Source organism: Planotetraspora mira, assembly GCF_016863275.1.
In the GTDB taxonomy this organism is placed as follows: Bacteria; Actinomycetota; Actinomycetes; order Streptosporangiales; family Streptosporangiaceae; genus Planotetraspora; species Planotetraspora mira.
The window spans coordinates 152,892-175,915 of sequence record NZ_BOOO01000001.1 but is presented as its reverse complement, the minus strand read 5'-3'; the positions used below and the strand labels follow the sequence as shown (position 1 = coordinate 175,915).

The following is a 23,024-nucleotide window of genomic DNA, read 5'->3' as shown; positions in this document are numbered from 1 at the left end:
CACCACGTGGATGACGCACGGCGCGATGAGATCGCGGCGGGTCTGGCGGACGTCGAACGGCGTGTCGAACAGGCCTGCCGGGCGGCCGGACGGGCCCGCTCGGACATCACGATCATCGCGGTGACCAAGACGTATCCGGCCTCCGACGTGCGCGTGCTCGCGGGGCTCGGAGTGACCGACATCGGCGAGAACCGGGACCAGGAGGCGGCCGACAAGGCCGCCGAATGCGGTGATCTGGGTCTCACCTGGCATTTCATCGGCCAGTTACAGACCAACAAGGTCCGCTCGGTCGTCTCCTACGCGGACGTCGTCCACTCGGTCGACCGTTCCCGGCTGGTGGACGCGCTGAGCCGCGAGGCCGTACGGCAGGAGCGCGAGGTGGGCTGCCTCATCCAGGTCGCCTTGGGCGGCGGGGAAGGCGGCCCGGCGGAGCGGGGCGGGGTGGCGCCGGCCGGGGTTCTGCCTCTGGCCGAGGCCGTGACCAGGGCGGACGGCCTCCGGTTGCGGGGCGTCATGGCGGTCGCGCCGCTCGGAGAGGACCCGGGAGAAGCCTTTGCCCGGCTTTACTCGGTGGCTCAAGCCGTACAGAAGGAACACCCGGCAGCAGACGTCATATCCGCGGGTATGAGCGGAGATCTGGCCCAGGCGATAGCGAACGGCGCGACACACCTGCGTGTCGGTACGGCGTTGCTCGGTCGCCGGAAGCCCTTCGTCAGGTAATGTCCCCCAAGTGGACCTTGGTGTCCGCGACAGGCAGAGGTCGATCAGCGGTGAGCTCCACGGGGGGTACGCCTACCGCCCTGGCCTTCCCATAGGGACCTTGAAGGCACCAGTAACGCGGAGGACGACGAGCGATGGCCGGCGCGATGCGCAAGATGGCGGTCTACCTCGGTCTCGTGGAGGACGACCACTACGAAGACAGGTACGGGACCGAGTACGGCACCGACGAGGAATACGGCGACGAGTACGACCTGCAGCGGCGTGGCTTCGCCGCGGGGCCGCAGGGAACGCACCAGGCGCCCCACGAGCGTGACGAGGACGGCGAGACCGTCGTCCCGGCCACCCGGCCTCCGACGGCGGTGCTCGAGCGTCGTACGACCGATCTGGCGCGGATCACGACCCTCCACCCCCGCACGTACAACGAGGCGCGCACCATCGGGGAGCACTTCCGTGAGGGCACGCCGGTCATCATGAATCTGACCGAGATGGTCGACAGTGACGCCAAGCGCCTTGTCGATTTCGCGGCAGGTCTCGTCTTTGGCCTACACGGCAGCATCGAACGTGTTACCAACAAGGTGTTCCTGTTGTCCCCCGCCAACGTTGAGGTGACCGCCGAAGACAAGGCCCGAATCGCGGAACGCGGCTTCTTCAACCAGAGCTAGAGTTCCATCATGAACAGTGACCGGCTGAGCGGTACCCCCTGGGACCGGATGCGGCGGAACCAGAGGGAGGCGGGGTCGGACCATGGGGATCGTTAGCGAGATCTTGTCCATCGCCCTCACTCTCTATCTGATTCTGCTGATCGGCAGAATGATCTTTGAGACGGTGCAGGCTTTCGCCCGCTCCTGGCGGCCTTCCGGGGTCGTTCTGGTGCTGGCGGAGGCGATCTACACGGTGACAGACCCTCCTCTCAAATTCCTCCGCCGTTTCATTCCGCCCCTCAGGTTGGGTACGGTGGCCTTTGACCTGAGCTTCACTGTGCTGTTCATTGTGGTTTTGGTCTTGATCCAAGTCGTGAACGCGTTTCGTTGATCGGGTACCGTCCCCGCGGACAAGACTCCGAGCGCGCCAAGGAGACCCAAAATGCCGTTGACGCCCGCTGATGTGCGGAACAAGCAGTTCAGTACCACCCGGCTTCGGCCGGGGTACGACGAGGAGGAGGTAGACGCTTTCCTCGATGAGGTGGAGGCCGAGCTCGACCGCCTCATTCAGGAGAACGAGGAGCTCCGTGCGAAGCTGGCCGAATGCCTGAGGGGCAAGGTCCCCGGTGGCATGGGCATGGGCATGGGAGGTCCCATGCAGATGGCGGCCCCCATCGCCGAGCCCAAGCCGGAGATGATGATCCCTCAGCCTGAGCCGATCAAGCCCCCGGAGCCTGCGCGTCCCGAGCCCGTCCCCGTCGGCATGGGCCTGCCGCCCGCCGAGGACAACATGGACACCGCGGCCCGTGTCCTCGCCCTCGCGCAGCAGACCGCCGACCAGGCCATCGCCGACGCCCGCCGGGAGGCGGACGAGACGGTGACCCGTGCCCGCCGCGAGGCCGACGACATCCTCGGCAAGGCACGCCGCCAGGCCGAGCAGATCATCGGCGACGCCCGCGCCCGGGCCGAGACGCTGGAGCGCGACGCGCAGGAGCGGCACCGCCAGGCCATGGGCTCGCTGGTGCAGACCCGCGACGAGCTCGAGCGCAAGGTCGAGGAACTGCGCAGCTTCGAGCGCGAGTACCGCAGCCGGTTGAAGCTCTACCTGGAGAACCAGCTCGCGGAGCTCACCGTCGCGGCGGAGGGCAGCGGCGGCTTCCCCATGGTGGGCGGAGCACCGGCGATGGCGCACGCCGTCGCCCAGGGCGGCCAGCCGATGCAGGCGGCTCCCAACCCGTTCGGTCAGGAGCCCTCGCAGCACACGGGCTCGTTCCCCGGACCTGACGGGCAGCACACCGACCGCAGGTAGGCCGCGGGTCACCCCCTGGCCCCCCCGCGACCCGCAAGCTCGGAGAAACCCCCTGTGATCCTCTTCAGCGCTGCTTTGGCGTTCGCCATCGCCGCCCTCCTCATCCTCATCGCGGGGTGGGCGCTGGCGAAGGTGTACCTGGTGATGTGGTCGATGGTGATCGCGGTTCTGGCCGCCGTCTGCCTGCTCATCGGGGCGCTGGTGAAGCGTCATCTGCTGTTCCCCGCCGGTGGGCGTGCCGCCGACGGGCCGGATCTCACCCCCCAGGGTTCCTCCTCCGTCTCCCAGCTCGCGCATGCCGGAGCCCCCGCCATCAGCGGGGCGCCGGGACACCCGGTGACCACGCCGACACAGGCGCCGCCGGGAACACACCACGGGGCGCTGCCACCCACGCCGTTCCCGCCCCGTCAAGCCGGAGCGACGGCCCCCCTCAGGCGTTCGCCGGCGCATACAGGTCGTCCGCTCGGCCCCGAGGACATCGTGCTGGTCGTCCCGGGCCGTAGGCGTTTCCATGTGGCGAACTGCCGTCAGCTCATGGGCCGCGAGGTCGAGGAGCTGACCTACGAGGAAGCCCGCGAAGAGGGCTTCAGCCCCTGCACCACCTGCCTGCCCGAGCTGTCCCCCCGCGTGGTGGACGAGCCTCCGCAGCCCAGGCCGACCCGTCGGCAGGGCTCGCGTGCCGAGGCGGGACCCACCCGCCCGGCGGGCGCGACGGGTGGCAGGGACACGACAGACCCCAAGGTCACCAAGGATTCCGTGCCGGCCGACGACACGGTGACCGTTCACCGCTCGGTCTCCGCCCGTGACGCCGCCCCGGGCAAGGACTCCGCGACCGGCGGCGACGTTCCCGGCTCCTCCGCCGGATCGGACACCGCCAGGCGGAGGACCGCTTCCGAACAGCCCCGGCCGGAGCAGTCCCGGACGGAGAAGACCCCGTCGGAGACCGCCGCATCAGGGACGGGCGGCACCGAGAAACCGCAACTCGACTGGTTCCAGCGCAACATGTTGCCGCCCACGTCCTCGGGCGCCGACTCCCGGCCGACGCCGCCGGAGCAGAAGGCGGCGGGCTCGCCCGTCCAGTCTGAGCAGGACGGCAAGGGCGACTGGTTCAGCGCGGCGAGAAGCAGGCCGGCGGCGGCGCAGCCCGGATCCTCCTCGTCCGAGTCCTCCCCGGCCGGTTCGGGTCGTGCGGAGAAGGCCACGACGGCCGGGTCTGAGAACGACGCGGTCAGAGGCGCCGAGACCGGGGGCTCACGGCCGAGGACCGCCGAGCCCGAGAGTGCGAAGAAGCCGGCCGCGACGGGTGAGGGCGCGAAGACGGAGAGCGCCGCACCGAAGAGCGCTGAGCCGAAGAGCGCTGAGCCGAGGAGTCCTGAGGCTGAGAGTCCTGAGCCCGAGGGCGCCGGGCGGAAGGCCGCCGAGGCGAACAGGGCCGAGCCCGAGAGCGGGAGCCCGAAGAGCGCCGGGCGCGAGACTGCCCGGCCTGAGAGCGTCACGGCCAAGGCGGCCGATACCCCGAGCACCGGGAAGTCCCGATCAGACACGGCGAACCGCGGGGACGACGTGACAGGGACCACCGACGCGGAGCCGGAGACGGCGGCGGAGATCACGCAACCCGGGCGCGCCGGGTTCCGGCCCATCCCCGCCTCTCCTGGTTCCGCACCGGGTTCCGCTTCCCAGGGCGCGTCCGCTGCGGGATCCCCTGACGCGCCGGCCGCCGCTCCCACTGACAGGCCTGCCTCCGCTTCTTCCAAGGCGGGCGCTGAGTCCGCGTCCGGCCCCGTACGGCCTGCAGGAGATGCCGCGGGTCGCGCGTCCGGTGACGCGAAGGACGGAGCCTCCACGGAGGACAGGGCCGGGAACGGGGACAAGGCCAAGAACGAGGACAGGGCCGAGAACGGGGACAAGGCCAAGAACGAGGACAGGGCAGCGACCACGGTCAAGGTCACGGCGAAGGACTCCGACGCCGAAGGTCCGGCCAAGGACGCGACGAAGGAAACGGCCGGGGACACGGCCCGGGTCACGGAGAAGGACTCCGGCGAGGACACGGTCGACAAGGCAGCCGCCGGCCGCGGCGAGAAGGGGCCTCGCGACGCGGACGCAGGTGACGCCCGTTCCGCGGAGCTGGAGGACGACGACAACACCAACACGTTCGCGGCCATCCGTCCGGGCACCGCGCGACGTGTCGCACCGGGGTCGGTGAAGGTGATGGTCGGCACCCGCCGCTACCACAGCTCGGAGTGCCCTCTCATCAGCGGCATCGACGACGACAGCATCGAGGTCATGACCAAGGAGGACGCCGAGCAGGCGGGCCTCACGCACTGCTCGGTCTGTCAGACCCGCTGACCCCTGCGCCCCTCCGCGTTTCGCCGGCGCGAGTATCCGTACGCGAACGCTTGAGGCGACCGCGAGGCCGGGCCCTTCTCCAGCGAGAGGCCCTTCTCCACTGAGGTGAACGGCACGGCGCCTGCCCGCGGGGTGGGCTCGGGGGGTTGAAACGGCAGAGCCCCCGGGCGGACGCGGCAGGCGCGCCGCCCGAGGGCTCGGTGGTCAGGCGTGGATCAGATGTGGATCACGCCTTGCGGAGCTGGAAGGCCAGGCCGAGATCGGCGTCCTCGTGCCGGGGCAGGTCCTCAGCGGAGCCGCCTTCGGTGAGGTTCGTCGCAAGCACCTCCTCGGCCACGGTCCCGCCGCCCTCGCGCAGTGCCGTCGCCAGATCGCCGTCGGCCGACCACCACAGGTCGATCCGGTCGGTGATGGACAGCCCGGTCGCCTTGCGTGCCTCCTGAACCAGCCGGATGACCTCGCGGACCAGGCCCGCCCTGCGCAGTTCGTCGGTGATCGCGAGGTCCAGGGCCACGGTCTCACCCGTTCCGGTGTCGACCGCGCCGGTCTCCACGGCCCATCCCGTCTTGGGCTGCTCCGTGATGATCACGTCGTCCGGCCCGAGCTCGACCGTTCCCAGCACTCCCGCCTCGACGGCGGCGGCCGTCCCGGATCGGACGGCCTGAGCCAGCGCGGCCGGGTCGGCGGCGCCGATGGCGGCGGCGACCAGCTTGGTCTGCGACCCGAACCGCTTCCCGAGGGCACGGAAGTTCGGCTTCACGGTGAAGGTCACCAGGTCGGCCGAGAACCCGGACATGTCCTCCAGGCTCTGCACGTTCAGCTCGTCGGCGATCAGCTCGCGCAGCTCACCGGGGAGCGTCGCCCACCCGGGTGCGCCGATCAGCGCCCGGCCGAGCGGCTGGCGGGTCTTGACCGACGACGAGACGCGGGCCGAGCGGCCCAGCTCGACGAGGCGACGGACGAGCGCCATGCGCTCGGACAACGCCGGGTCGAGCAGCGAGGCGTCCACCTCGGGCCAGGTGGTGAGGTGGACCGACGGCGGGGCGTCGGGGCCGCGGAGCACGTCCCACAGGTAGTCGGTCAGGAACGGGACGAGCGGCGCCATCAGCCGGCTCACGGTCTCCAGGCACTCGTAGAGCGTGGCGAACGCCGACTCCTCGCCGGACCAGAACCGGCGGCGCGAGCGGCGGACGTACCAGTTCGACAGGTCGTCCAGGAAGTCCGTCAGGCGGCGTCCGGCCCGGGCGGTGTCGAACTCCTCAAGGGAGGAGGTGACGTCGGCGACCGTCCGGTGAAGCTCGGCGAGGGCCCACCGGTCGATCAGCGGACGCTCGGCGTGCGGCGGGGCGGAGGCCAGCCGGGCCGGCGACCACGACTCGGCGTTGGCGTAGAGCGTGAAGAACGACGCGGTGTTCCAGTAGGTGAGCAGGACCTTCCGGACGATCTCCTCCAGCGCGGCATGGCTGATCCGGCGGGGAGCCCACGGGGAACCCGAGGTCGCCATGTACCAGCGGAGGGAGTCGGCCCCGTGCTCGTCCATCAGCGGCATCGGCTGCAGCACGTTGCCCAGGTGCTTGCTCATCTTGCGCCCGTCCTCGGCGAGGATCAGGCCGAGGCACAGGACGTTCTCATACGACGAGCGGTCGAAGACCAGGGTCCCGACCGTCATCATCGAGTAGAACCACCCACGGGTCTGGTCGATGGCCTCGGCGATGAACTGGCCGGGGTAGGACGCCTCGAAGACGTCCTTGTTGACGTGCGGAGCGCCCCACTGGGCGAACGGCATGGCACCCGAGTCGTACCAGACGTCGATGACGTCGGGAACGCGCCGGGCCTCGGCGCCGCAGACCGCGTCTCCCTCGCCGTGCCGGCAGGGGAAGGTCACGTCGTCGACGTACGGCCGGTGCGGGTCGAGCCCTGACAGCTCACGGCCCGCGTACTCGCCGAGTTCCTTGAGCGAGCCGACGCAGGTGACGTGGGAGTCGTCCTCGGAGCAGACCCACAGCGGCAGCGGCGTGCCCCAGTACCGCGAGCGGGACAAGGCCCAGTCGACGTTGTTGCGGAGCCACTCGCCGTAGCGGCCGTTCTTGATCGTCTCGGGGAACCAGTTGGTCCCCTCGTTCTCGGCGAGCAGACGGTCCTTGATCTTGGTGGTCCGGATGTACCACGACGGGAGCGCGTAGTAGAGCAGCGGCGTGTGGCAGCGCCAGCAGTGCGGGTAGCTGTGCTCGAAGTGGTCGCCCCAGAACAGCAGGCCGCGGCTGCGCAGGTCCTCGGTGAGCGGCTCGTCGGCGTCCTTGAAGAAGGTGCCGCCGACGAACGGCACGTCGGGCAGGAACCGGCCGTCGGGTCCGATGGGGTTGACCACCGGCATGCCGTACCGCTTGCAGACGGTCATGTCGTCCGCGCCGAACGCGGGCGCCTGGTGGACCAGGCCGGTACCGTCCTCGACGGTGACGTAGTCGCCCAGCACCACGTAGTGCGCGCCGGGGATCTCGACCAGTTCGAAGGGGCGGGAGTAGGGGGTGTGCTCCAACTCGGTCCCCGTGAACCTGGCGAGCACCTCGACGTCCTCACCGAGGACCTTGGTCATCAGCGGCTCGGCGATGACCAGCACCTCGTCGCCGCGGCGGGCCGCGACGTAGGTGACGTCCGGGTGGACGGCCACCGCCGTGTTGGACACCAGGGTCCACGGGGTGGTGGTCCAGATCAGCAGCGAGGCGCCGAGGTCGGCCAGGGGGCCGGAGGTGACGGGCATCCGCACGTAGACCGACGGACTGGAGACGGTCTCGTATCCGCCCGGCTGGCCCAGCTCGTGATCGGACAGCCCGGTGCCGCAACGCGGGCAGTAGGGCGTGATCCGGAAGTCGCGGAACAGCAGGTCCTTGTCCCAGATGGTCTTGAGCGACCACCAGACGGCCTCGACGTACTGCGGGTCCATCGTGCGGTAGGCCTGGGACATGTCGACCCAGTAGCCCATCCGCTCGGTCATCTCCTCGAAGGCGTCGACGTGCCGGAGCACCGACTCACGGCAGCGGTCGTTGAACGCCGCGATGCCGTACTCCTCGATCTGGGGCTTACCGGAGAGACCGAGTTCCTTCTCGACGGCGACCTCGACGGGCAGGCCGTGGCAATCCCAGCCGGCCTTGCGGGGAACGTGATACCCGCGCATGGACTTGTACCGGGGGAAGACGTCCTTGAACACGCGGGCCTCGACGTGGTGGACGCCCGGCATGCCGTTCGCCGTGGGAGGGCCCTCGTAGAAGATCCAGGAAGGGCCGTCCGCGTTCTGCTCCAGGGACCGCTCGAAGATCTTCCCGTCCCGCCAGCGTTCAAGGACCTCGTGTTCGAGGGCGGGCAGGTCGACCTGCCCGGGAAGGGAGCGGAAGTAATTGGCGGACATCGTAGGGCGGAACCTCCACGCATCGCTGGGATCGGCGTGAAGGGACGAAGCCGGAGCGGCTCCGCGGTACCACCCTTCTTGACGCCCGCTGAGGGACGCCCTCTTCTTTTCGTGCCCGCTGCCGGGTCTACTCGGCCGGGAAGGCCTTTCTTCCGGCGGCTCCGGGGTGATCTTCCCCCCGCGACCCGCCCCGGGCTCACACCGTCCCCGGGTCGCTCGTGCGAGTGGATGCGGAGGTACTCGTCCCCATCGACGCCTTGCAGACTTAGACGATAACGCAGACGGAGCGCAAGGGCTTCCCGATATACGGCGCGGCGAGACCCGGACGGCCGCGGGCGGAACATACGGAGGGGTGGCGATGTTGTCACGGTGTGTGCCCCGGCGGTCGACGGAGGGGTGACGGAAGGCGGCCCTGTGGGCCGTCGTCTCCGTTTCCGCCGTACGGCGGGGCGCCGTGCGTCTTGTCTCGGGCATCACGAGCCGCGACAGAAGTGGTCGACATCCAGGGGGACGAGGAGGAACCGGCCGAATGTGCCGCCCGGCTCAGGGCGGGGTAAAACCGTCGGCGAGTCGTTTGCCGGGCCGTTATCAGAGACCTATGCTGCCCGGACTGCTCATATGTTGATCATCGTTCCTGACTAATGGGAGGCCTCATGGCCACGCGCGCGGCCAGAACCGCTACCAGCGAAGACACCTGGTCCGGCGAGGAGCTCGCCGAGGTCCGCACCCGGCTGCTGCATGAGATCGAGGAGCTCACCGCCGACATCACGCGTGCCGAGGCGGAACTCGCGCAGGGGGATGCCAGCGAGGGCGCGGGGGACGATCCGGCTGACGCCGGGGCCAAGACCTATGAGCGTGAGCGTGAGATCGCCCTTACCCTGAATGCGCGCGACCTGCTCGCGCAGAACGAGCGGGCGATCGCCCGCGTCGACGCAGGGACTTACGGAGAGTGCGAATCGTGCCACAAGCCGATCGGGAAGGAACGTCTGCGAGCGTTCCCGAGGGCGACGCTGTGCGTAGCGTGCAAGACGCGGGAGGAGCGCCGCTGAGCGGTGAAGCCGGAACACGGTCCGTCGGCGGGCGGAGGATCGCCCTCCTGGGCGTCGTCGCGGCGGTCGTGTACGCGCTCGACGTGGTGAGCAAGCTGCTCGTGGTCGAGTTCCTCGAGCACAAGGCGCCCACGACCGTCATTCCCGGCGTGCTGGTGCTGAACGTGATCCGCAATCCCGGTGCCGCGTTCAGCATCGGCACCGGGATGACGATCATCTTCACCGTGATCGCGCTCGGAGTGGTCGTCGCCATCCTGCGGACGGCCCGGCAGCTCAGAAGCCTTCCCTGGGCGATCACGCTGGGCCTGCTGCTGGGCGGCGCGGTGGGCAACCTGACGGACCGGATCTTCCGGTCACCCGCCCCCCTGCAGGGGCACGTGGTGGACTTCCTCCAGGCGTTCCCGGTCACGAGGTTCCCCGTGTTCAACCTCGCCGACTCCGCCATCGTCTGCGGCGGCATCCTCGCGGTCTTCCTGGCGTGGCGCGGCTACCAGATCGACGGGTCGCGCCAGACGGGGGAGACCGCCGATGGGTGACCAGCGCAGTCTCCCCGTCCCCGACGGCCTGGAGGGCGAGCGTCTCGACGCGGCCCTGGCCCGGCTGTTCGGCTTCTCCCGCACCCGCGCCGCCGAGCTGATCGCCTCGGGCGAGGTGCTGGTCGACGGCTCCGTCCCGGCGAAGTCCGACCGGGTGCACGCCGGGGCCTGGCTGGACGTGACCGTCCCGCCGCCCCCCTCCACGCCGATGCCGGTCGCGGAACCGGTGCCCGGCATGGCGATCATCTATGAGGACGACGACATCGTCGTGGTGAACAAGCCGATCGGCGTGGCCGCGCACCCGACCGTCGGCTGGACCGGGCCGACCGTGATCGGTGGCCTGCTGGGCACCGGCCACCGCGTCTCCACCAGCGGGGCGGCCGAACGCCAGGGCATCGTCCACCGGCTCGACGCCAACACCACGGGGGCGATGGTGGTGGCCAAGAGCGAGGCGGCCTACACCCACCTCAAGCGGGCCTTCAAGGAGCGGACGGTCGACAAGCGCTACCACGCGCTGGTGCAGGGCCACATGGACCCGCTCCGGGGGACCGTGGACGCTCCGATCGACCGGCACCCGTCCGGCGACGGCCGCTTCGCCGTCGTGGCGGGGGGCAAGGACTCGATCACCCACTACGACACCGTCGAGGCCTTCCGGTCGGCGTCGCTGCTCGACATCAAGCTGGAGACAGGCAGGACCCACCAGATCCGGGTCCACATGTCGGCGCTCAGGCACCCCTGCGTCGGCGATCTCATGTACGGCGCGGACCCCACGCTGTCGGCCCGGCTGGGGCTGTCCCGGCAGTGGCTGCACGCCGTCTCCCTGGCCTTCGAGCATCCGGCCACGGGCGAGTGGGTCTCGTTCACCACCGAATATCCGGAGGATCTGGCGCGGGCGCTGCGCGTCGTCAGCGACGAGAGCTAGGCGGCGAAGAGCCGGGGTTCTGCCCGCCGTCGTCGTGCCTGTTCCAGTAACCGTTCCCGAAGCCTCCCCGGCCTCCCGTGCCCTCGCCGCGGCGAGGCCCGTCGATCCGGGGCTCCGGCTGCGCCTTGTGCGTGGAGCCGGAGCCGGCCGGGGACGTCGACGGCTTACGGGTCGCCTGCGGGGCGGGCTCGCCTGACCGGGTGCCGGCGTTCGTCATCGACTGCGCCGCCTCCTGATTCGCGCCCGGCGGGGGCTGCGCCGTACGGGTGGTGAACACGGTCACGGTGGGCGTGCTGACCGGCGTGTATCCGGCGCCGGGATCCCGTGTGGTCACGTAGGCGACGCCGCCCACCACGACACCCGCGACGGCGATCATGGAAGCGGCGACCGCGGCGAACACCCAGGGAATGCGCCGGTAGCGGGACCGGCGAGGCCGGGACGGCGACGGGGACGCGGCGGCCGGCCGTCCCGCGGTCCTCCGGTGGGAATGCACGGGGGAGCCGGTGCGCGACCTCTGAGCGGGTGGGCCGCCCGGCTGCGTGGCGGGAAGCTCGACGGGAGGCTCGGAGGCGGCCTGTTCGGCCACGGCCCGCAGCAGCGGCGCGGCTTGCTCGGCCGTCATCCGCCGGGCGGGATCCTTGGCCAGCAGTCCCGTGATGATCGGAGCGAGAGGACCGGCCTGCGGCATGGGCCCGGGCTCCTCGTAGGTGACCGCCGCCAGCGTCGCGAGCGCGTGACCACGCTGGAACGGCGATCGGCCCTCGGCGGCCAGGAACAGGGTCACGCCGAGCGACCACAGGTCCGACGCGCGCCGTGCCATGGCTCCGCTGGCCCGCTCCGGGGCCATGAAGGCCGGGGTGCCGATGAGCATGCCGGTGCGCGTCACCGGGGAATCGTCCTCCAGCGCCGCGATCCCGAAGTCGGTCAGCACCGCGCGTCCGTCGTGGGCGATCAGCACGTTCTCGGGCTTGACGTCCCGATGGAGCACGCCCGCCGCGTGGGCGGCACTGAGAGCGGCCAGGACCTGGCCGCCGATCTCCGCCACCCGCCGGGGAGGCAGCGGCCCCTCCTCGCGGACGATGGAGCCGAGCGTCCGGGAGGGGACGAGTTCCAGGACGATCCAGAGGCGGTCGTCCTCTTCGAAGACGTCGTAGACCGTGGCCACGCCCGGATGGCTGAGCCGTCCCGCGGCCCGCGCCTCCCGGAAGGTCCGTGTGATGAACGTCTCCCGGTCCTGGCCGGAGAGCCCCGCCGAAGCGGTGAGTTCCTTGACGGCGACCTCTCTGCGGAGCACGTCGTCGAGGGCGCGCCAGACGATCCCCATGCCGCCGCGTCCGAGAGGCTCGATCAGCCGGTAACGTCCGGCGACCACTCGATCGGAGGTCTGCGCATCAGCCATGGCCCGTGGCGCTGCCCTTCTCGAACACGCTCATGCCGCGGAACCAGGCCCTGCGGCCGATTCCCCCCGCGATCAGGCGCCTTTGCTTTTACTCATTAGGCACGAATGTGGTCAAGAATACCCTAAAATAGGACATAGTGGTCGTCCATGTTCGGTCGGTCGTCTGCCAGTAGAGGGCGGCGTATCCGCCGTCGGGCAGCCGGAACGCCCGGTCGAGGACCCTGACCCTGCCGTACGACGGGGTGTAGGTGAACTCCCACTCGGCGGCGGGCGCTCCGCGCTGGCGGACGGCCGCCAGGCGGATGCGCTGGTAGCCGGGAAGAAGCCCCTTCTTCCTCGATGCGGCCTCGACGGCGGTCAGCGCGGGCACGGGATCGGCCGCCGTCCACTTCGTGAAGTCCACCAGCAGGTATCCGCTCCGGCTGGAGTCGTGGAAGCTCACGCGCGCCGCCTGCCGGTCGAAGGCGGTCCAGCCCTTGGGCAGGGCGACCGAGAAGCCCAGCGGATCCTTGTGCATGGTCCAGCCGGCGGGCAGGGCGGCGCCGGGGTGAGCGGCGGACGGCGTGGCCGCCGGAGTGACCTTCGCGGGCGTGGCCGGAGACGCCGCGGAGCCGGAGGCGGATCCGTCCGCGAGCCGGCGATAGCCGTACCAGCCGCCGGTGGCCAGCACGACGCAGAGCAGGGCGGCCAGTGCGACACGTGCGCCGGCACGTCCCCGCCCGCGCGGGCCGGACGGCGGCGCCGAGGTGATGTGCGGGCCAGAGGGCGGCGCCGAGACCGTATGCGGGCCGGACGGCAGCGCCGACGTCACGCGTGGGAGAGGCTCGGCGGCGACGTCTCCGGTGGACGGCGGGCCGAAACCCGTGCCGTCCGCCCCCGACGACGCGGCCTTCAGGAGCCCGGCGGCGGTCTCGGCGGTCATCCGGAGGGCGGGGTCCTTGGCCAGCAGGCCTTCGATGACGGGGGTGAGGGAGCCCGCACGCCGTGGCGGATCGAGCTCCGTGTGGATCACAGCCGCCATGGTCGCGATGACCGAGTCGCGTTCGAACGGCGCCCTGCCCTCGACGGCCGTGTACATCGTCGCGCCCAGCGACCACAGGTCCGACTCGGGTGTGGCGAACCGCCCGTTGAGCCGTTCCGGCGGCAGGAACGCCGGGGTCCCCGTCACCGCGCCCGTGGTGGTGAGCCCGGTCTCGTCCGGCATGGTGGCGATGCCGAAGTCGGTGAGGACCACCCTGCCGTCGGGCTGGAGCAGGACGTTCTCGGGTTTGACGTCACGGTGGAGGATCCCGGCGGCGTGTGCCGCACGGAGGGCGTCGAGCACCTGGAGGCCGATGTCGGCGACCCGTCGCGGCGGCAGCGGGCCCGACTCGCGAAGCACTGCGCCGAGCGACCGTCCCTGGACGAACTGCATGACGATCCAGGGCCTGCCGTCCTCCTCGATCACGTCATGGACGACGACCACGCCGGGGTGGGACAGACGGCCGGCCGCCCGTGCCTCGCGGACGGTCCGCTGGTTGAACGCCGCGCGCTCCTGTGCGTCCGCCGTGCGGTGGAGCACCTCTTTGACGACCACCGTACGGTCGAGCACCTCGTCGTGGGCACGCCAGACGATCCCCATGCCGCCGCGGCCGATGGCTTCGAGCAGGTGATACCTGCCCGCGATGCGACGCCCGTCGTTCACCTGACCCCTTCCGGAAACTCCTGAATCGTCCCACAGGATCTGCGGACGGGCCGGAAAGGGCGCTGGATCATGCCCGAAAACCGCACATTTCATTCTGCGACTTTGTTAAGTTCTGCCCCTCTTGCCCGTTTTATTACCTCCGAATACGATCACTATCGGCTCTCTCCGGCACCACAGCGGTGTCATTTCTCCGAGGATGGCGGGTTCTCGCCTGAGGATGCGCCGTCCCCCGCCCCTCCAGGAGGCATAGGTGCGGCCGAGTACGGCGTCGTACAGAAGATTTCCTTTCGGCAAGGTCACAAGTGTTGCGGTCATCGCGCTGACGGCGTTCACACTGCCGTTCATCCCGTCGGCGAGCGCGAATTCACACGGACCGAAATGCAGCCCGGATCCGAACGCCCATCTGGCGTCCGTGCCGAGCCCCGAGTCGTTCTTCGGGTTCCCCTTGGGCAAGGGGCAGTCCCGGGTGGTCACGACAGGCGAGATCAGGGCGTACGTCGACGCGGTGGGACGCGCCTCCGACCGCGTGGTCACCGGGACGATCGCGCACAGCTTCACCGGCCAGGCACTGCCGTACGCCATCGTGTCCGGCAAGGACCACATGGGCCGCAAGGAACTGGCCGAGATCGCCGAGCAGGTCAAGTCGCTGCGCGACCCGCGTTCCCTGAAGCCCGACAAGGCGGCCCGCATCGCCAAGGACACCCCGGCGATCGTCTGGGTGGCCGGGAACGTTCACGGCGGTGAGACGAGTGGCGCCGACGCCGCGCTCAAGACGCTGTACGAGTTGTCTTCCGGTCTGTCCTGCGACGTGACCAAGCGCAACGACAACCTCGTCACGGTCATCGTGCCGACCCAGAACCCCGACGGGCGCGACGCCAACCGCAGGACGAACGACCGCGGCTTCGACCTCAACCGCGACTGGTTCGCCCGGACGCAGCCGGAGACCGACGGCAAGGTCGCGATGTTGCGCGACTACCCGCCGCAGATCTTCGTCGACGCCCACGAGATGGGCGGGCGGCAGTACTTCTTCCCGCCGAACGCCGACCCGATCCACCACGAGATCGCCGACCAGCCGGTCGACTGGATCAACCGCATCGGGGCGGCCAACGCCGCGGGCTTCGGGTACAACGGCGCGTGCGCGGGCGCGGTCACCACGGAGTGCTACTTCAACTACGCGACGTATGACCTGTTCTACATGGGTTACGGCGACACCGCGCCGGCCACGGGCTTCGGCGCCGCGGGCATGACCTTCGAGAAGGGCAGCTCCTCGGCCGTCGAGGACCGGGTCCAGCAGCAGTTCAACACCCAGTGGGCCACCACCGGCTGGGCCGCGGACAACAAGCGGGAGATCCTCGGCGGGTACTACGACATCTGGCAGACCGCCCTCAAGGAGGGCGCCGCGGGCACGCTCGAGCCCAACGAGGTCGTGCAGCCCACGAACACCGTCCAGTTCCCGGTGCCCGACGTCAAGGTCAAGTCGTACTTCCTGCTGCCCGACCGCCAGCTCGGTGACGTGCGCAAGCTCGTGGAACGGCTTCGCGGCATGGACGTCGAGGTCTACAAGGTCGAGCGCTCGCTGAAGGTCCCGAACGCGCGTGTCTTCGGAGGCCGGTCCGCCAAGAACCTGACGGTTCCCGAGGGCGCGTACTGGATCCCGATGAACCAGCCGCAGAAGCACTGGATCCAGGCGCTGCTCGCGGAGGACCCCTACGTCCCCTTCCCGTACTTCTACGACGTCTCCTCGTGGAGCAACCCGCTGCTGATGGGGATCGACACCATCTCCACCGGAGACACGCTGTCCCCGAAGGTCGAGCGGGTCAAGAGCATCGACGGCGGCACGGACGGCCGGGCCCACAAGAACGGCTCCTACACCTACCCGATGGACTCGGCCAGCGCGTCCGAGCTCACCTTCCGGCTGCTCGGCTCCGGGGTCCCGGTCTCGCGTGACCTCACGACCGGGCGGGTCAGCCTGTCCGCCCGCGAGATCAGCGAGCACGACCTGGACGACCTGGCCCGTCCGCTCGGCGTGACCGTCGGCACGAGCTCCAAGCCGGTCTCCGGCACCCCGCTGAGCCTGCCCGACACCGGCCTGTTCGCCGGCACCGGCATCTCCACCACCTCCGGCTCGTACGGCGAGGCGCGATACGTGCTGGGCGACCACTGGGGTCTCAACCTCACGCAGGTGACCGCGGCGGACATCAACGGCAACACCCCCGCCTTCACCGGGCGCACCGCCCTGGTGGTCCCGGACGGCAACAGCTCGACCGGCGGCCTGACGGCCGAAGGCCTGGCCAACCTCAAGGCGTGGGTGGCCGCGGGCGGCACCTACGTCGGGCTCCGCAACGAGGGCACCCGGCTCGCCCGAACCGCCGGCCTCACGTCCACCACGGAGAAGGCCAAGCCGACCGGCTACCAGGTGATCGGCTCGCACTTCCGGGTCGACGTGGCGAACGGCACTCCGGTGGCGCTCGGCCGCCCGGCCGAGGACTTCCAGTTCAACAACAGCGACCCGATCCTGAACCCGAGCCAGACCGGCACGAACGTCCTGTCCTACCCGGCGGACGACACGTTCTGGTCCAACGGCTACACGGTCGGGGCCGACGCGCTCAAGGGCACGGTCTCGCTCGTCGACGAGCCGACCGGCGCCGGACATGCCGTGCTGTTCGCATACAATCCGCTCTTCCGGGCCTACAACGAGAACGGCATCCACCTCGTGGCCAACGCGCTGCTCGAGCCCGAGGCTCCGGCGGCCGCGGCGGCGCAGCGCACCGTTGCCCCGCAGGCCGGTGTGGACGCTCTGCGGTCGGCGGCCGCCAAGGCTCCCGAGCCGGCCGATCTCGGCGGGCAGTGGCGGCCGATCAGCATCGAGGTCGCCGGCTCCGACCTGGCCAGGACCGAGGCCGTCGTCAGGCGGTACACGGACACCGCGCAGACGGCGGAGGCGAACGGCTCGGCCTACATCACCATCCCGAACCCGGAGGGACTCGCGGCCGACGAGCACCCGTTCCTCCGCGACCTCGTCAGCGCCCTGCGCACCGAGCAGATCCCGCTGCGTTCCGTCGTCGGCTGACACAGCCGCCGGCTGAAGGATCCACCTCTCGAGAACACCCGCACGACGGGTCCGGCCGGGGTCTTCCCCGGCCGGACCCGATGGAAGGAACCGCATGACATCGCGACGTCTCGGCGCCGCGGCCTCCTCGGCCGCGCTGCTCGGCCTGCTGATCGCCCAGGGGGCGCAGCCGGCCTTCGCCTCGTCCGGAGACCACGGAAAGCACGGAGATCACGGGAACCACGGAAATCCGGGCCGGCCGCACTACTCGGCGGGTGCCGCGAGCGTCGGGGACCCCTACTTCCCCGACGCCGGCAACGGCGGCTACGACGTGAAGCACTACGACATCGCCTTCACCTACGACCCCGCCACCCGGATCATGGACGCGACGACGACGATCACCGCGGTCGCGACCCAGGGACTGAACCGGTTCGACCTCGACTTCCGCGGGCCGGAGATCAGCTCCCTCACCGTGGACGGGCACCGGTCGGCGTTCGAGCGCAGCGGCCAGGAACTCGTCGTGACCCCCCGGCACGACCTGGCCAAGGGGCGCCACTTCACGGTGGTCGTGAAGTACAAGGGCACGCCTCCGGTCGTCACGGACCCCGACGACTCCATCGAGGGCTGGGTGCCCACCGACGACGGCGTGTTCGTGCCGGGCGAGCCGCAGGGGTCTCCCGCGTGGTTCCCGGGCAACGACCATCCGACGGACAAGGCCACCTTCACCTTCCACGCGACCGTCCCCGAGGGCGTCACCGCGGTCGGCAACGGCCGGTTGGAGTCGCAGAAGACGAAGAAGGGCTGGACGACGTTCGTGTGGGACTCGCGCGAGCCCATGGCGACGTACCTGTCCACGGTGACGATCGGGAACTTCACCGTCACCAAGTCGAAGACGCCCAGTGGCCTGCCGATCTACACGGCGGTGGACCCGCGGCTGGTCACCCAGTCGGCCGCCGCCGTCGCCCAGATCCCGGACATCGTCGAGTACTTCTCCTCGATCTTCGGCCCCTATCCCTTCAACACGGCGGGCGCGATCATCGACCGGGCCCCCGACGTCGGCTACGCCCTGGAGAGCCAGACCAAGCCGATCTTCTCCAGCGCCCCGGGCGTCGGCACGATGGCGCACGAACTCGCCCACCAGTGGTTCGGCGACAGCGTGTCGCTCAGCCGCTGGTCCGACATCTGGCTCAACGAGGGCTTCGCGACGTACTCCCAGTGGATGTACACCGAGCACACCGGCGGCGCCACCGTGGACCAGACGTTCAACAGCACGAGCAACTACGGGCGTGCGGCGACGTCGTCGTTCTGGCAGACCGTCACGACCGACCCCGGCCCTGTGGACATGTTCGGCAACGTCCCCTACAACCGCGGCGCGATGACGCTGCACGCGCTCCGCGGCAAGATCGGCGACGACGCCTTCTTCAAGCTCGTCAAGAAGTGGGCCGCCTCCAACCGGTACGGCAACACCAGCACCGCCGAGTTCATCCGCACTGCGGAGAAGGTCTCGGGCATGGACCTGACGAACTTCTTCGACGTGTGGCTCTTCCAGAAGGGCAAGCCCACCACCTGGTAGGGCCCGGCTCCTGACGGGCCCGCCACCCGGTGGGCCCGGCACGTATGGCGACCCCCGTCTCGATCGAGGCGGGGGTTCGTCGTGGGGGCGTCCGCCCGTTTCGCCGGGTGGGATAGGGTTCGTGACCAGCAAGAATGCCCGGGTCTCGCCGTACCGGTGAGCACGGCGACGATCGCCCTTCGTGCAGGAGCCTCCATGGGTGCCATCGAGATCGAACTGCTGCCCGCCTCGGCGGCCGCCGACAGGACCCTCGTCGAGCGGATCACTTCACTCGTCAACGAGGTCTACACCATCGCCGAGCAGGGCATGTGGGCCGGCAGTTCGGCCCGGACGACGGCGGACGAGGTCGTGGAGCTGATCGGCGCCGGTGAGATCGCCGTGGCCCGCCTGAACGGAGAGATCGTGGGCTCCGTGCGCATTCAGCGCCTCGAGGGCGGCGTGGGCGAGTTCGGAATGCTCGCCGCCGATCCCGAGCACCGGGGCGTCGGCATCGGAAGGGAACTGGTCCGCTTCGCCGAGCGGACGAGCAGGGAACGCGGGCTCGCCACCATGCAACTGGAACTGCTGGTCCCGCGCGAGTGGAGCCACCCGTCGAAGGAGTTCCTCGCTACCTGGTATCCCAGGATCGGGTACCGGCGCGTGCGCGCCGGAAACCTCGACGAGGACTACCCGGGGCTCGCCCCCTTGCTCGCGACCCCGTGCGACTACTTCATCTACCACAAGGACCTCACGGCCTGACGGCCGTCCGGTTCAGGTGGCGGGCCGGAACGTGGCGGCGAACGTCGTGAAGTTGTGCAGGTCCTTCTGCCAGCGGCTGTCGGGGGTCTGCCAGAAGAGGGCGTATCCGTGGTGCTTGTCGGTGACGAAGCCGCGGTTGATCGCGTGGGTCTTCCCGTTGCCGGACCGCCAGGTGAACTCCAGGTCGGCGGCCTCCTTGAAGTAGTCCACGGACTTGAGGCTCACGCGCCGGTAGCCGGGGAACCGGGAGGGATAGTACTTCTCCTGGGCCTTCCAGTCCTTCACGGCGTCGGACTTGGGCGTGCTGGTCATGCCGATCTGCAGGGTGGCGGCACGGTCGGGGCCGCGGAACCAGACGTTGGAACCGTCGCGACGGTCGACCTTCCAGCCCTTGGGCAGGGCGATCGAGAATCCTGTCTTGTCCTTGTAGCGATGCCAGCCGGCCGGGACGTCCGTGGGCTGTGAGGTCGTCGGCTTCGGCGAGGCCGGGGGTTTGCCGGACGCGGAGGTGGTGGCCGGAGGCGACGGCGGCGGTGTGGTGCTCCCGCTCGCCGCGAGGGCGGCCTTTCGCCCGTCGCCCTCGGGCTTGCCCGAGGTGCGCTCGCCTTCTCGGATTCCGAGGTATCCCGCGATGGCGGCGATGATCACCAGCACCGGGATCACCACCAGGGCCCATTTGACCAGGGGAGAGGGCCGCCACCGCTCCGCGGAGGCGGGGGGCTCGGCCTGCCACGCCGTTCCGCGCTGGGTGGGAGCGGACACGGGCTGACCCCAGCCGGGCCGCCCACCCCAGTCGGCGACCGGCTCGGTCCCCTGCCTCGAGGGCGCCTGGTTCAGCCGGCCCTCGGCGGTCTCCCGCGGGGGCACGCCCCCGGGGGCGGGGTCGTGTGTGAGAAGGGGGAACGACGAGGGCGACCCCGGGGGAGTGCCGCGAGAGGGGGACGTCGCCGGCGGCGTGGAACGAGGCGCGGCCGGCCCCTCCGGATCAAGCGAGGGCGAGGGTGCGGATCCCGCGGGGGTCGCGGGACGCGCCGAGGGCGCGGGGTGAGCCGGCGGTGTGGCGCGCTCCGGCGGTGTGGGGTGAGCCGATGGTGTGGGACGCGCCGGGGCGGGGGCCCGGCTCCCGGTCCCCGGGGTCCCGCGCGGAACGGCCCGTGTCATCGGCATCTCCTCGGACGCCGGCGTGTCCTCCGCCTCCGCGAGGGAGCCCGCGGAGGGGGCCCTGCCGGGGCCCGAGGCGCTCTTCGGCCCTCCGTGCTGCTCCTCCTCCGCCCGCTCGCCCGGAGCCGGAGCCCGATCCGCGCCGGAGGCGGGCGGCTCCGTCGGAGCCGTGCCGGCCTCCTCGTCCGCGGGAGGGCCGTCAGGGGGCGCGGCAGGGTCCGATGCCGCTTCCGGCGGCGATGCCTTCTTCGCGGGTGGCCGAGGCGGCGCGGGTACGGCTTCCGCGACGGGCCCGCTGGGAGGGACGACCTCGGGAGGGGCCGGAGACGGCGTGACGGGGGCGGGGCGCGACGCCTCCTTGAGCAGACGGACGATCTCGTCGTAGCCGGGCCGGTCCTCCGGCTCCCTGGCGAGCAGGCGGATCAGCACCGGCCCGAGCCGCCCGGCCCGGATCGCTGGGGCGGGGTCGTCGGTGAGGACGGCGTGCATGGTGGCCATGGCCATGCCCCGGTCGTGGGGCGGCTTGCCCTCGACGGCGGTGTAGAGCGTCGCCCCGAGCGACCACAGGTCGGACTCCCGCCGCGCCGGGCCGCCGCGAAGCCGCTCCGGGGGGATGAACGCGGGAGTGCCGATGATCCCCGTGCGCGTCATGGTGGAGTCGGCCTCGAGGCGCGCGATGCCGAAGTCGGTCAGGACGACCCGCCCGTCCTCGGTGAGCAGCACGTTCTCCGGCTTGACGTCTCGGTGGAGCACGCCCTGGGCGTGGGCGGCCCGCAACGCGTCCAGGATCTGCAGGCCGATCTCGGCCGTCCGCTCGGGGGAGAGCGGCCCGTCCTCGCGGATCGTCTGCCCGAGGGACCGGGAGGTCACGAGCTGCATGATGATCCAGGGGCGGCCGTCCTCCTCGATCACGTCGTGGACGACGACCACGTTCGGGTGGGTCAGGCGGCCCGCGGCCCGCGCCTCGCGCATGGTCCGCCGGTTGAGATCGCTGAGCTCGTCGCCCATCGCACTGTCGTAGCGGACCTCCTTGACCGCGACGGCGCGATCGAGCAGCTGGTCATGGGCCCGCCAGACGACTCCCATGCCCCCGCGGCCGATCGGCTCCTCGAGGTGATACCGGCCTCCGACGAGCCGGCCTTCCGCTTGCGGCATCTGATCTCCTCCCGAACCCCAAATCGTCCCACGGATGGCAAATGGTTCGACCAGACCACGCGGTGTTATCTATCCGGATTTCGATATATGAGACAGATCATTTCAATCTCGCGGAGACCGGCTGGTAGGGTCGTAGGCATGGTCAGGTATCACGTGTTTACGCAGCCGGCTCCGGGAGGGCCGGTCGCGCGTTCGTGAGCTAGCGATCACCTGGAGCCGGCTGAAGGCAGAGACGTCATGTCTCTGCCTTTTTCGTTGTCGACGAGCCGGTGCGAACGGCCGGCCCACCAAGGAGCGGACATGTCGCAGGCGACACAACTCGGCCGCCGTGCCGTACGAATCGGGACTCTGTCCATCGGGGACGGCACGCCCGTCGCGGTGATCGGCGGTGACGACGCCAGATGGGTGAGCCTGCGCGGTCATCACGGCCGCAGCAGCGCGGACGAGGTGATCGGGAAGGCCAGGGCCGGATGGGCGGGGCCGCTGCTCGTGGAGCCGTTCTCGGCCGCCGACCTGGGCGCGATCGCCGAGAACGCCGACGGGGTCGTGATCGGCGCCGCCTGGATGCAGGACTTCCGCCTGGTCCAGGCGGTGGCGCGGGTCGGCCTGCCGGTCGTGGTGCAGCGCGGGCAGGCGGCGACGCTGGAGGAGTGGCTGGCCATCGCGGACTACTGCGCGGCGGAGGGCAACGACCAGGTGGTGCTCTGCGAGAGCGGGAGCCGTACCCACCTGGGCGGCACCACGCTGGACCTGGCGCTCATGCGGGCGGCGGCGGAACGCTCCGGCCGCCCCGTGCTCGCGGACCTGGGGGACGACCCGGCGCTCGCACCGGCGGCGGTCGCCGCGGGTGCCGACGGCCTGCTCCTGTCCTGCGGCGTCACGCCCGAGGCGGCCGAAGCGGCGCACGAGGCCGCCTCCGTCGTCGGCGCACTGGTACGGCCGGAGGCCCCGGGGAGCGTCGGTGCCGCGCGGGCGGCGATCGACCGGGTGGACGCGGCCCTGGCGACCCTGCTGGAGCGCCGGATCGCCCTGGCGGGGACCGTCCAGCGGCTCAAGCCGGTCGGCGGCTTCCGGGGACGTGACATGGACCGCGAGCGCCGCCTCGTCGCCGCGATGGCGCGGCGGGCGCCGAGCCTCGGTGAGGCGAGGCTCGCTCCGGTGATGAACGCGGTGATCGAGGCCGGGCTGCGTGTCGCGGAAGAGGATTCACGTCGCTGACCTGCCGTCTTCCGGCTGCGGATAGGATCTGAATCACCTGAGTCCCACGGGTTCGCGATCACGCGTAGGCTCTGATCGGCAGGGCGCACGGCGTGCCGAGCGACCCGGAGAGTGCGTCGGA

The 23,024-nt window shown here is 70.5% G+C and carries 16 protein-coding genes; 12 read left to right on the top strand and 4 right to left on the bottom strand.

The annotated features are described in order from the left end of the window. Positions 1-6: 6 nt before the first annotated feature. The 5 genes from Pmi06nite_RS00785 to Pmi06nite_RS00765 all read left to right on the top strand — a co-directional run bounded on the left by Pmi06nite_RS00785 (position 7) and on the right by Pmi06nite_RS00765 (position 5,016). A complete protein-coding gene (locus Pmi06nite_RS00785; protein ID WP_203950812.1) occupies positions 7-720 on the top strand; it encodes a YggS family pyridoxal phosphate-dependent enzyme in 714 nt (237 codons plus the stop codon). A 134-nt stretch (positions 721-854) separates the two neighbouring features. Beyond that, positions 855-1,382, top strand: a complete 528-nt coding sequence (locus Pmi06nite_RS00780) for a cell division protein SepF (RefSeq protein WP_203950811.1) — start codon at positions 855-857, stop codon at positions 1,380-1,382. 82 nt (positions 1,383-1,464) lie between these two features. Continuing rightward, positions 1,465-1,752 (top strand): YggT family protein, encoded by a 288-nt coding sequence (locus tag Pmi06nite_RS00775; RefSeq protein WP_203950810.1) that lies wholly within the window; start codon positions 1,465-1,467, stop codon positions 1,750-1,752. Between the two features lie 51 nt (positions 1,753-1,803). After that, positions 1,804-2,670, top strand: a complete 867-nt coding sequence (locus tag Pmi06nite_RS00770) for a DivIVA domain-containing protein (RefSeq protein ID WP_203950809.1) — start codon at positions 1,804-1,806, stop codon at positions 2,668-2,670. 54 nt (positions 2,671-2,724) lie between these two features. Beyond that, positions 2,725-5,016 (top strand): hypothetical protein, encoded by a 2,292-nt coding sequence (locus tag Pmi06nite_RS00765; protein ID WP_203950808.1) that lies wholly within the window; start codon positions 2,725-2,727, stop codon positions 5,014-5,016. Between the two features lie 226 nt (positions 5,017-5,242). On the opposite strand, the gene ileS is transcribed toward Pmi06nite_RS00765, so the two are convergent. After that, the gene (gene ileS, locus Pmi06nite_RS00760; RefSeq protein ID WP_203950807.1) at positions 5,243-8,419 is read right to left on the bottom strand and encodes an isoleucine--tRNA ligase; all 3,177 of its coding nucleotides are present in this window, start codon (positions 8,417-8,419) and stop codon (positions 5,243-5,245) included. Between the two features lie 653 nt (positions 8,420-9,072). Here ileS and Pmi06nite_RS00755 point away from each other — a divergent pair. Genes Pmi06nite_RS00755 through Pmi06nite_RS00745 form a run of 3 tightly spaced genes read left to right on the top strand, consistent with a single transcriptional unit; the run spans position 9,073 to position 10,926 of the window. Then, the gene (locus Pmi06nite_RS00755) at positions 9,073-9,468 is read left to right on the top strand and encodes a TraR/DksA family transcriptional regulator (protein WP_203950806.1); all 396 of its coding nucleotides are present in this window, start codon (positions 9,073-9,075) and stop codon (positions 9,466-9,468) included. Next, positions 9,432-10,004, top strand: coding sequence for a signal peptidase II (gene lspA / locus Pmi06nite_RS00750; RefSeq protein ID WP_239113420.1), 573 nt, complete (start codon positions 9,432-9,434; stop codon positions 10,002-10,004). Before Pmi06nite_RS00755 ends, lspA begins: the two co-directional genes overlap by 37 nt. After that, the gene (locus tag Pmi06nite_RS00745; RefSeq protein ID WP_203950805.1) at positions 9,997-10,926 is read left to right on the top strand and encodes an RluA family pseudouridine synthase; all 930 of its coding nucleotides are present in this window, start codon (positions 9,997-9,999) and stop codon (positions 10,924-10,926) included. Before lspA ends, Pmi06nite_RS00745 begins: the two co-directional genes overlap by 8 nt. Here Pmi06nite_RS00745 and Pmi06nite_RS00740 read toward each other — a convergent pair. Further along, on the bottom strand, positions 10,910-12,325 hold the full coding sequence (locus Pmi06nite_RS00740) for a serine/threonine-protein kinase (RefSeq protein WP_203950804.1): 1,416 nt from the start codon (positions 12,323-12,325) through the stop codon (positions 10,910-10,912). The two genes, Pmi06nite_RS00745 and Pmi06nite_RS00740, sit on opposite strands and share 17 nt — an antisense overlap. 88 nt (positions 12,326-12,413) lie before the next feature. Further along, the gene (locus Pmi06nite_RS00735) at positions 12,414-14,009 is read right to left on the bottom strand and encodes a serine/threonine-protein kinase (protein ID WP_203950803.1); all 1,596 of its coding nucleotides are present in this window, start codon (positions 14,007-14,009) and stop codon (positions 12,414-12,416) included. A gap of 412 nt (positions 14,010-14,421) precedes the next feature. Here Pmi06nite_RS00735 and Pmi06nite_RS00730 point away from each other — a divergent pair, with 412 nt between their 5' ends. From Pmi06nite_RS00730 to Pmi06nite_RS00720, 3 genes are all read left to right on the top strand, one after another. Beyond that, positions 14,422-17,079 carry a M14 family zinc carboxypeptidase gene (locus tag Pmi06nite_RS00730; RefSeq protein WP_203950802.1) on the top strand — a complete coding sequence of 886 codons (2,658 nt, stop codon included), beginning with the start codon at positions 14,422-14,424 and terminating at the stop codon, positions 17,077-17,079. Positions 17,080-17,173: 94 nt separating this feature from the next. Further along, positions 17,174-18,631, top strand: a complete 1,458-nt coding sequence (locus Pmi06nite_RS00725) for a M1 family metallopeptidase (protein ID WP_203950801.1) — start codon at positions 17,174-17,176, stop codon at positions 18,629-18,631. A gap of 195 nt (positions 18,632-18,826) precedes the next feature. After that, positions 18,827-19,369, top strand: coding sequence for a GNAT family N-acetyltransferase (locus Pmi06nite_RS00720; protein WP_203950800.1), 543 nt, complete (start codon positions 18,827-18,829; stop codon positions 19,367-19,369). Between the two features lie 12 nt (positions 19,370-19,381). Here the strand turns inward: Pmi06nite_RS00720 and Pmi06nite_RS42475 are convergent, their stop codons facing one another. Further along, positions 19,382-21,685, bottom strand: a complete 2,304-nt coding sequence (locus Pmi06nite_RS42475) for a protein kinase domain-containing protein (RefSeq protein ID WP_203950799.1) — start codon at positions 21,683-21,685, stop codon at positions 19,382-19,384. 300 nt (positions 21,686-21,985) lie between these two features. Here Pmi06nite_RS42475 and Pmi06nite_RS42900 point away from each other — a divergent pair, with 300 nt between their 5' ends. After that, the gene (locus Pmi06nite_RS42900; protein WP_203950798.1) at positions 21,986-22,903 is read left to right on the top strand and encodes a chorismate mutase; all 918 of its coding nucleotides are present in this window, start codon (positions 21,986-21,988) and stop codon (positions 22,901-22,903) included. Positions 22,904-23,024 lie beyond the last annotated feature (121 nt).

Coding starts and splice junctions, on each gene's coding strand:
- Pmi06nite_RS00775 (WP_203950810.1), top strand. CDS start 1,465: ATGGGGATCGTTAGCGAGATCTTGTCCATCGCCCTCACTCTCTATCTG.
- Pmi06nite_RS00745 (WP_203950805.1), top strand. CDS start 9,997: ATGGGTGACCAGCGCAGTCTCCCCGTCCCCGACGGCCTGGAGGGCGAG.
- Pmi06nite_RS00740 (WP_203950804.1), bottom strand. CDS start 12,325: ATGGCTGATGCGCAGACCTCCGATCGAGTGGTCGCCGGACGTTACCGG.
- Pmi06nite_RS42475 (WP_203950799.1), bottom strand. CDS start 21,685: ATGCCGCAAGCGGAAGGCCGGCTCGTCGGAGGCCGGTATCACCTCGAG.
- Pmi06nite_RS00780 (WP_203950811.1), top strand. CDS start 855: ATGGCCGGCGCGATGCGCAAGATGGCGGTCTACCTCGGTCTCGTGGAG.
- ileS (WP_203950807.1), bottom strand. CDS start 8,419: ATGTCCGCCAATTACTTCCGCTCCCTTCCCGGGCAGGTCGACCTGCCC.
- Pmi06nite_RS00755 (WP_203950806.1), top strand. CDS start 9,073: ATGGCCACGCGCGCGGCCAGAACCGCTACCAGCGAAGACACCTGGTCC.
- Pmi06nite_RS00720 (WP_203950800.1), top strand. CDS start 18,827: ATGGGTGCCATCGAGATCGAACTGCTGCCCGCCTCGGCGGCCGCCGAC.
- Pmi06nite_RS00770 (WP_203950809.1), top strand. CDS start 1,804: ATGCCGTTGACGCCCGCTGATGTGCGGAACAAGCAGTTCAGTACCACC.
- Pmi06nite_RS42900 (WP_203950798.1), top strand. CDS start 21,986: ATGTCGCAGGCGACACAACTCGGCCGCCGTGCCGTACGAATCGGGACT.
- Pmi06nite_RS00725 (WP_203950801.1), top strand. CDS start 17,174: ATGACATCGCGACGTCTCGGCGCCGCGGCCTCCTCGGCCGCGCTGCTC.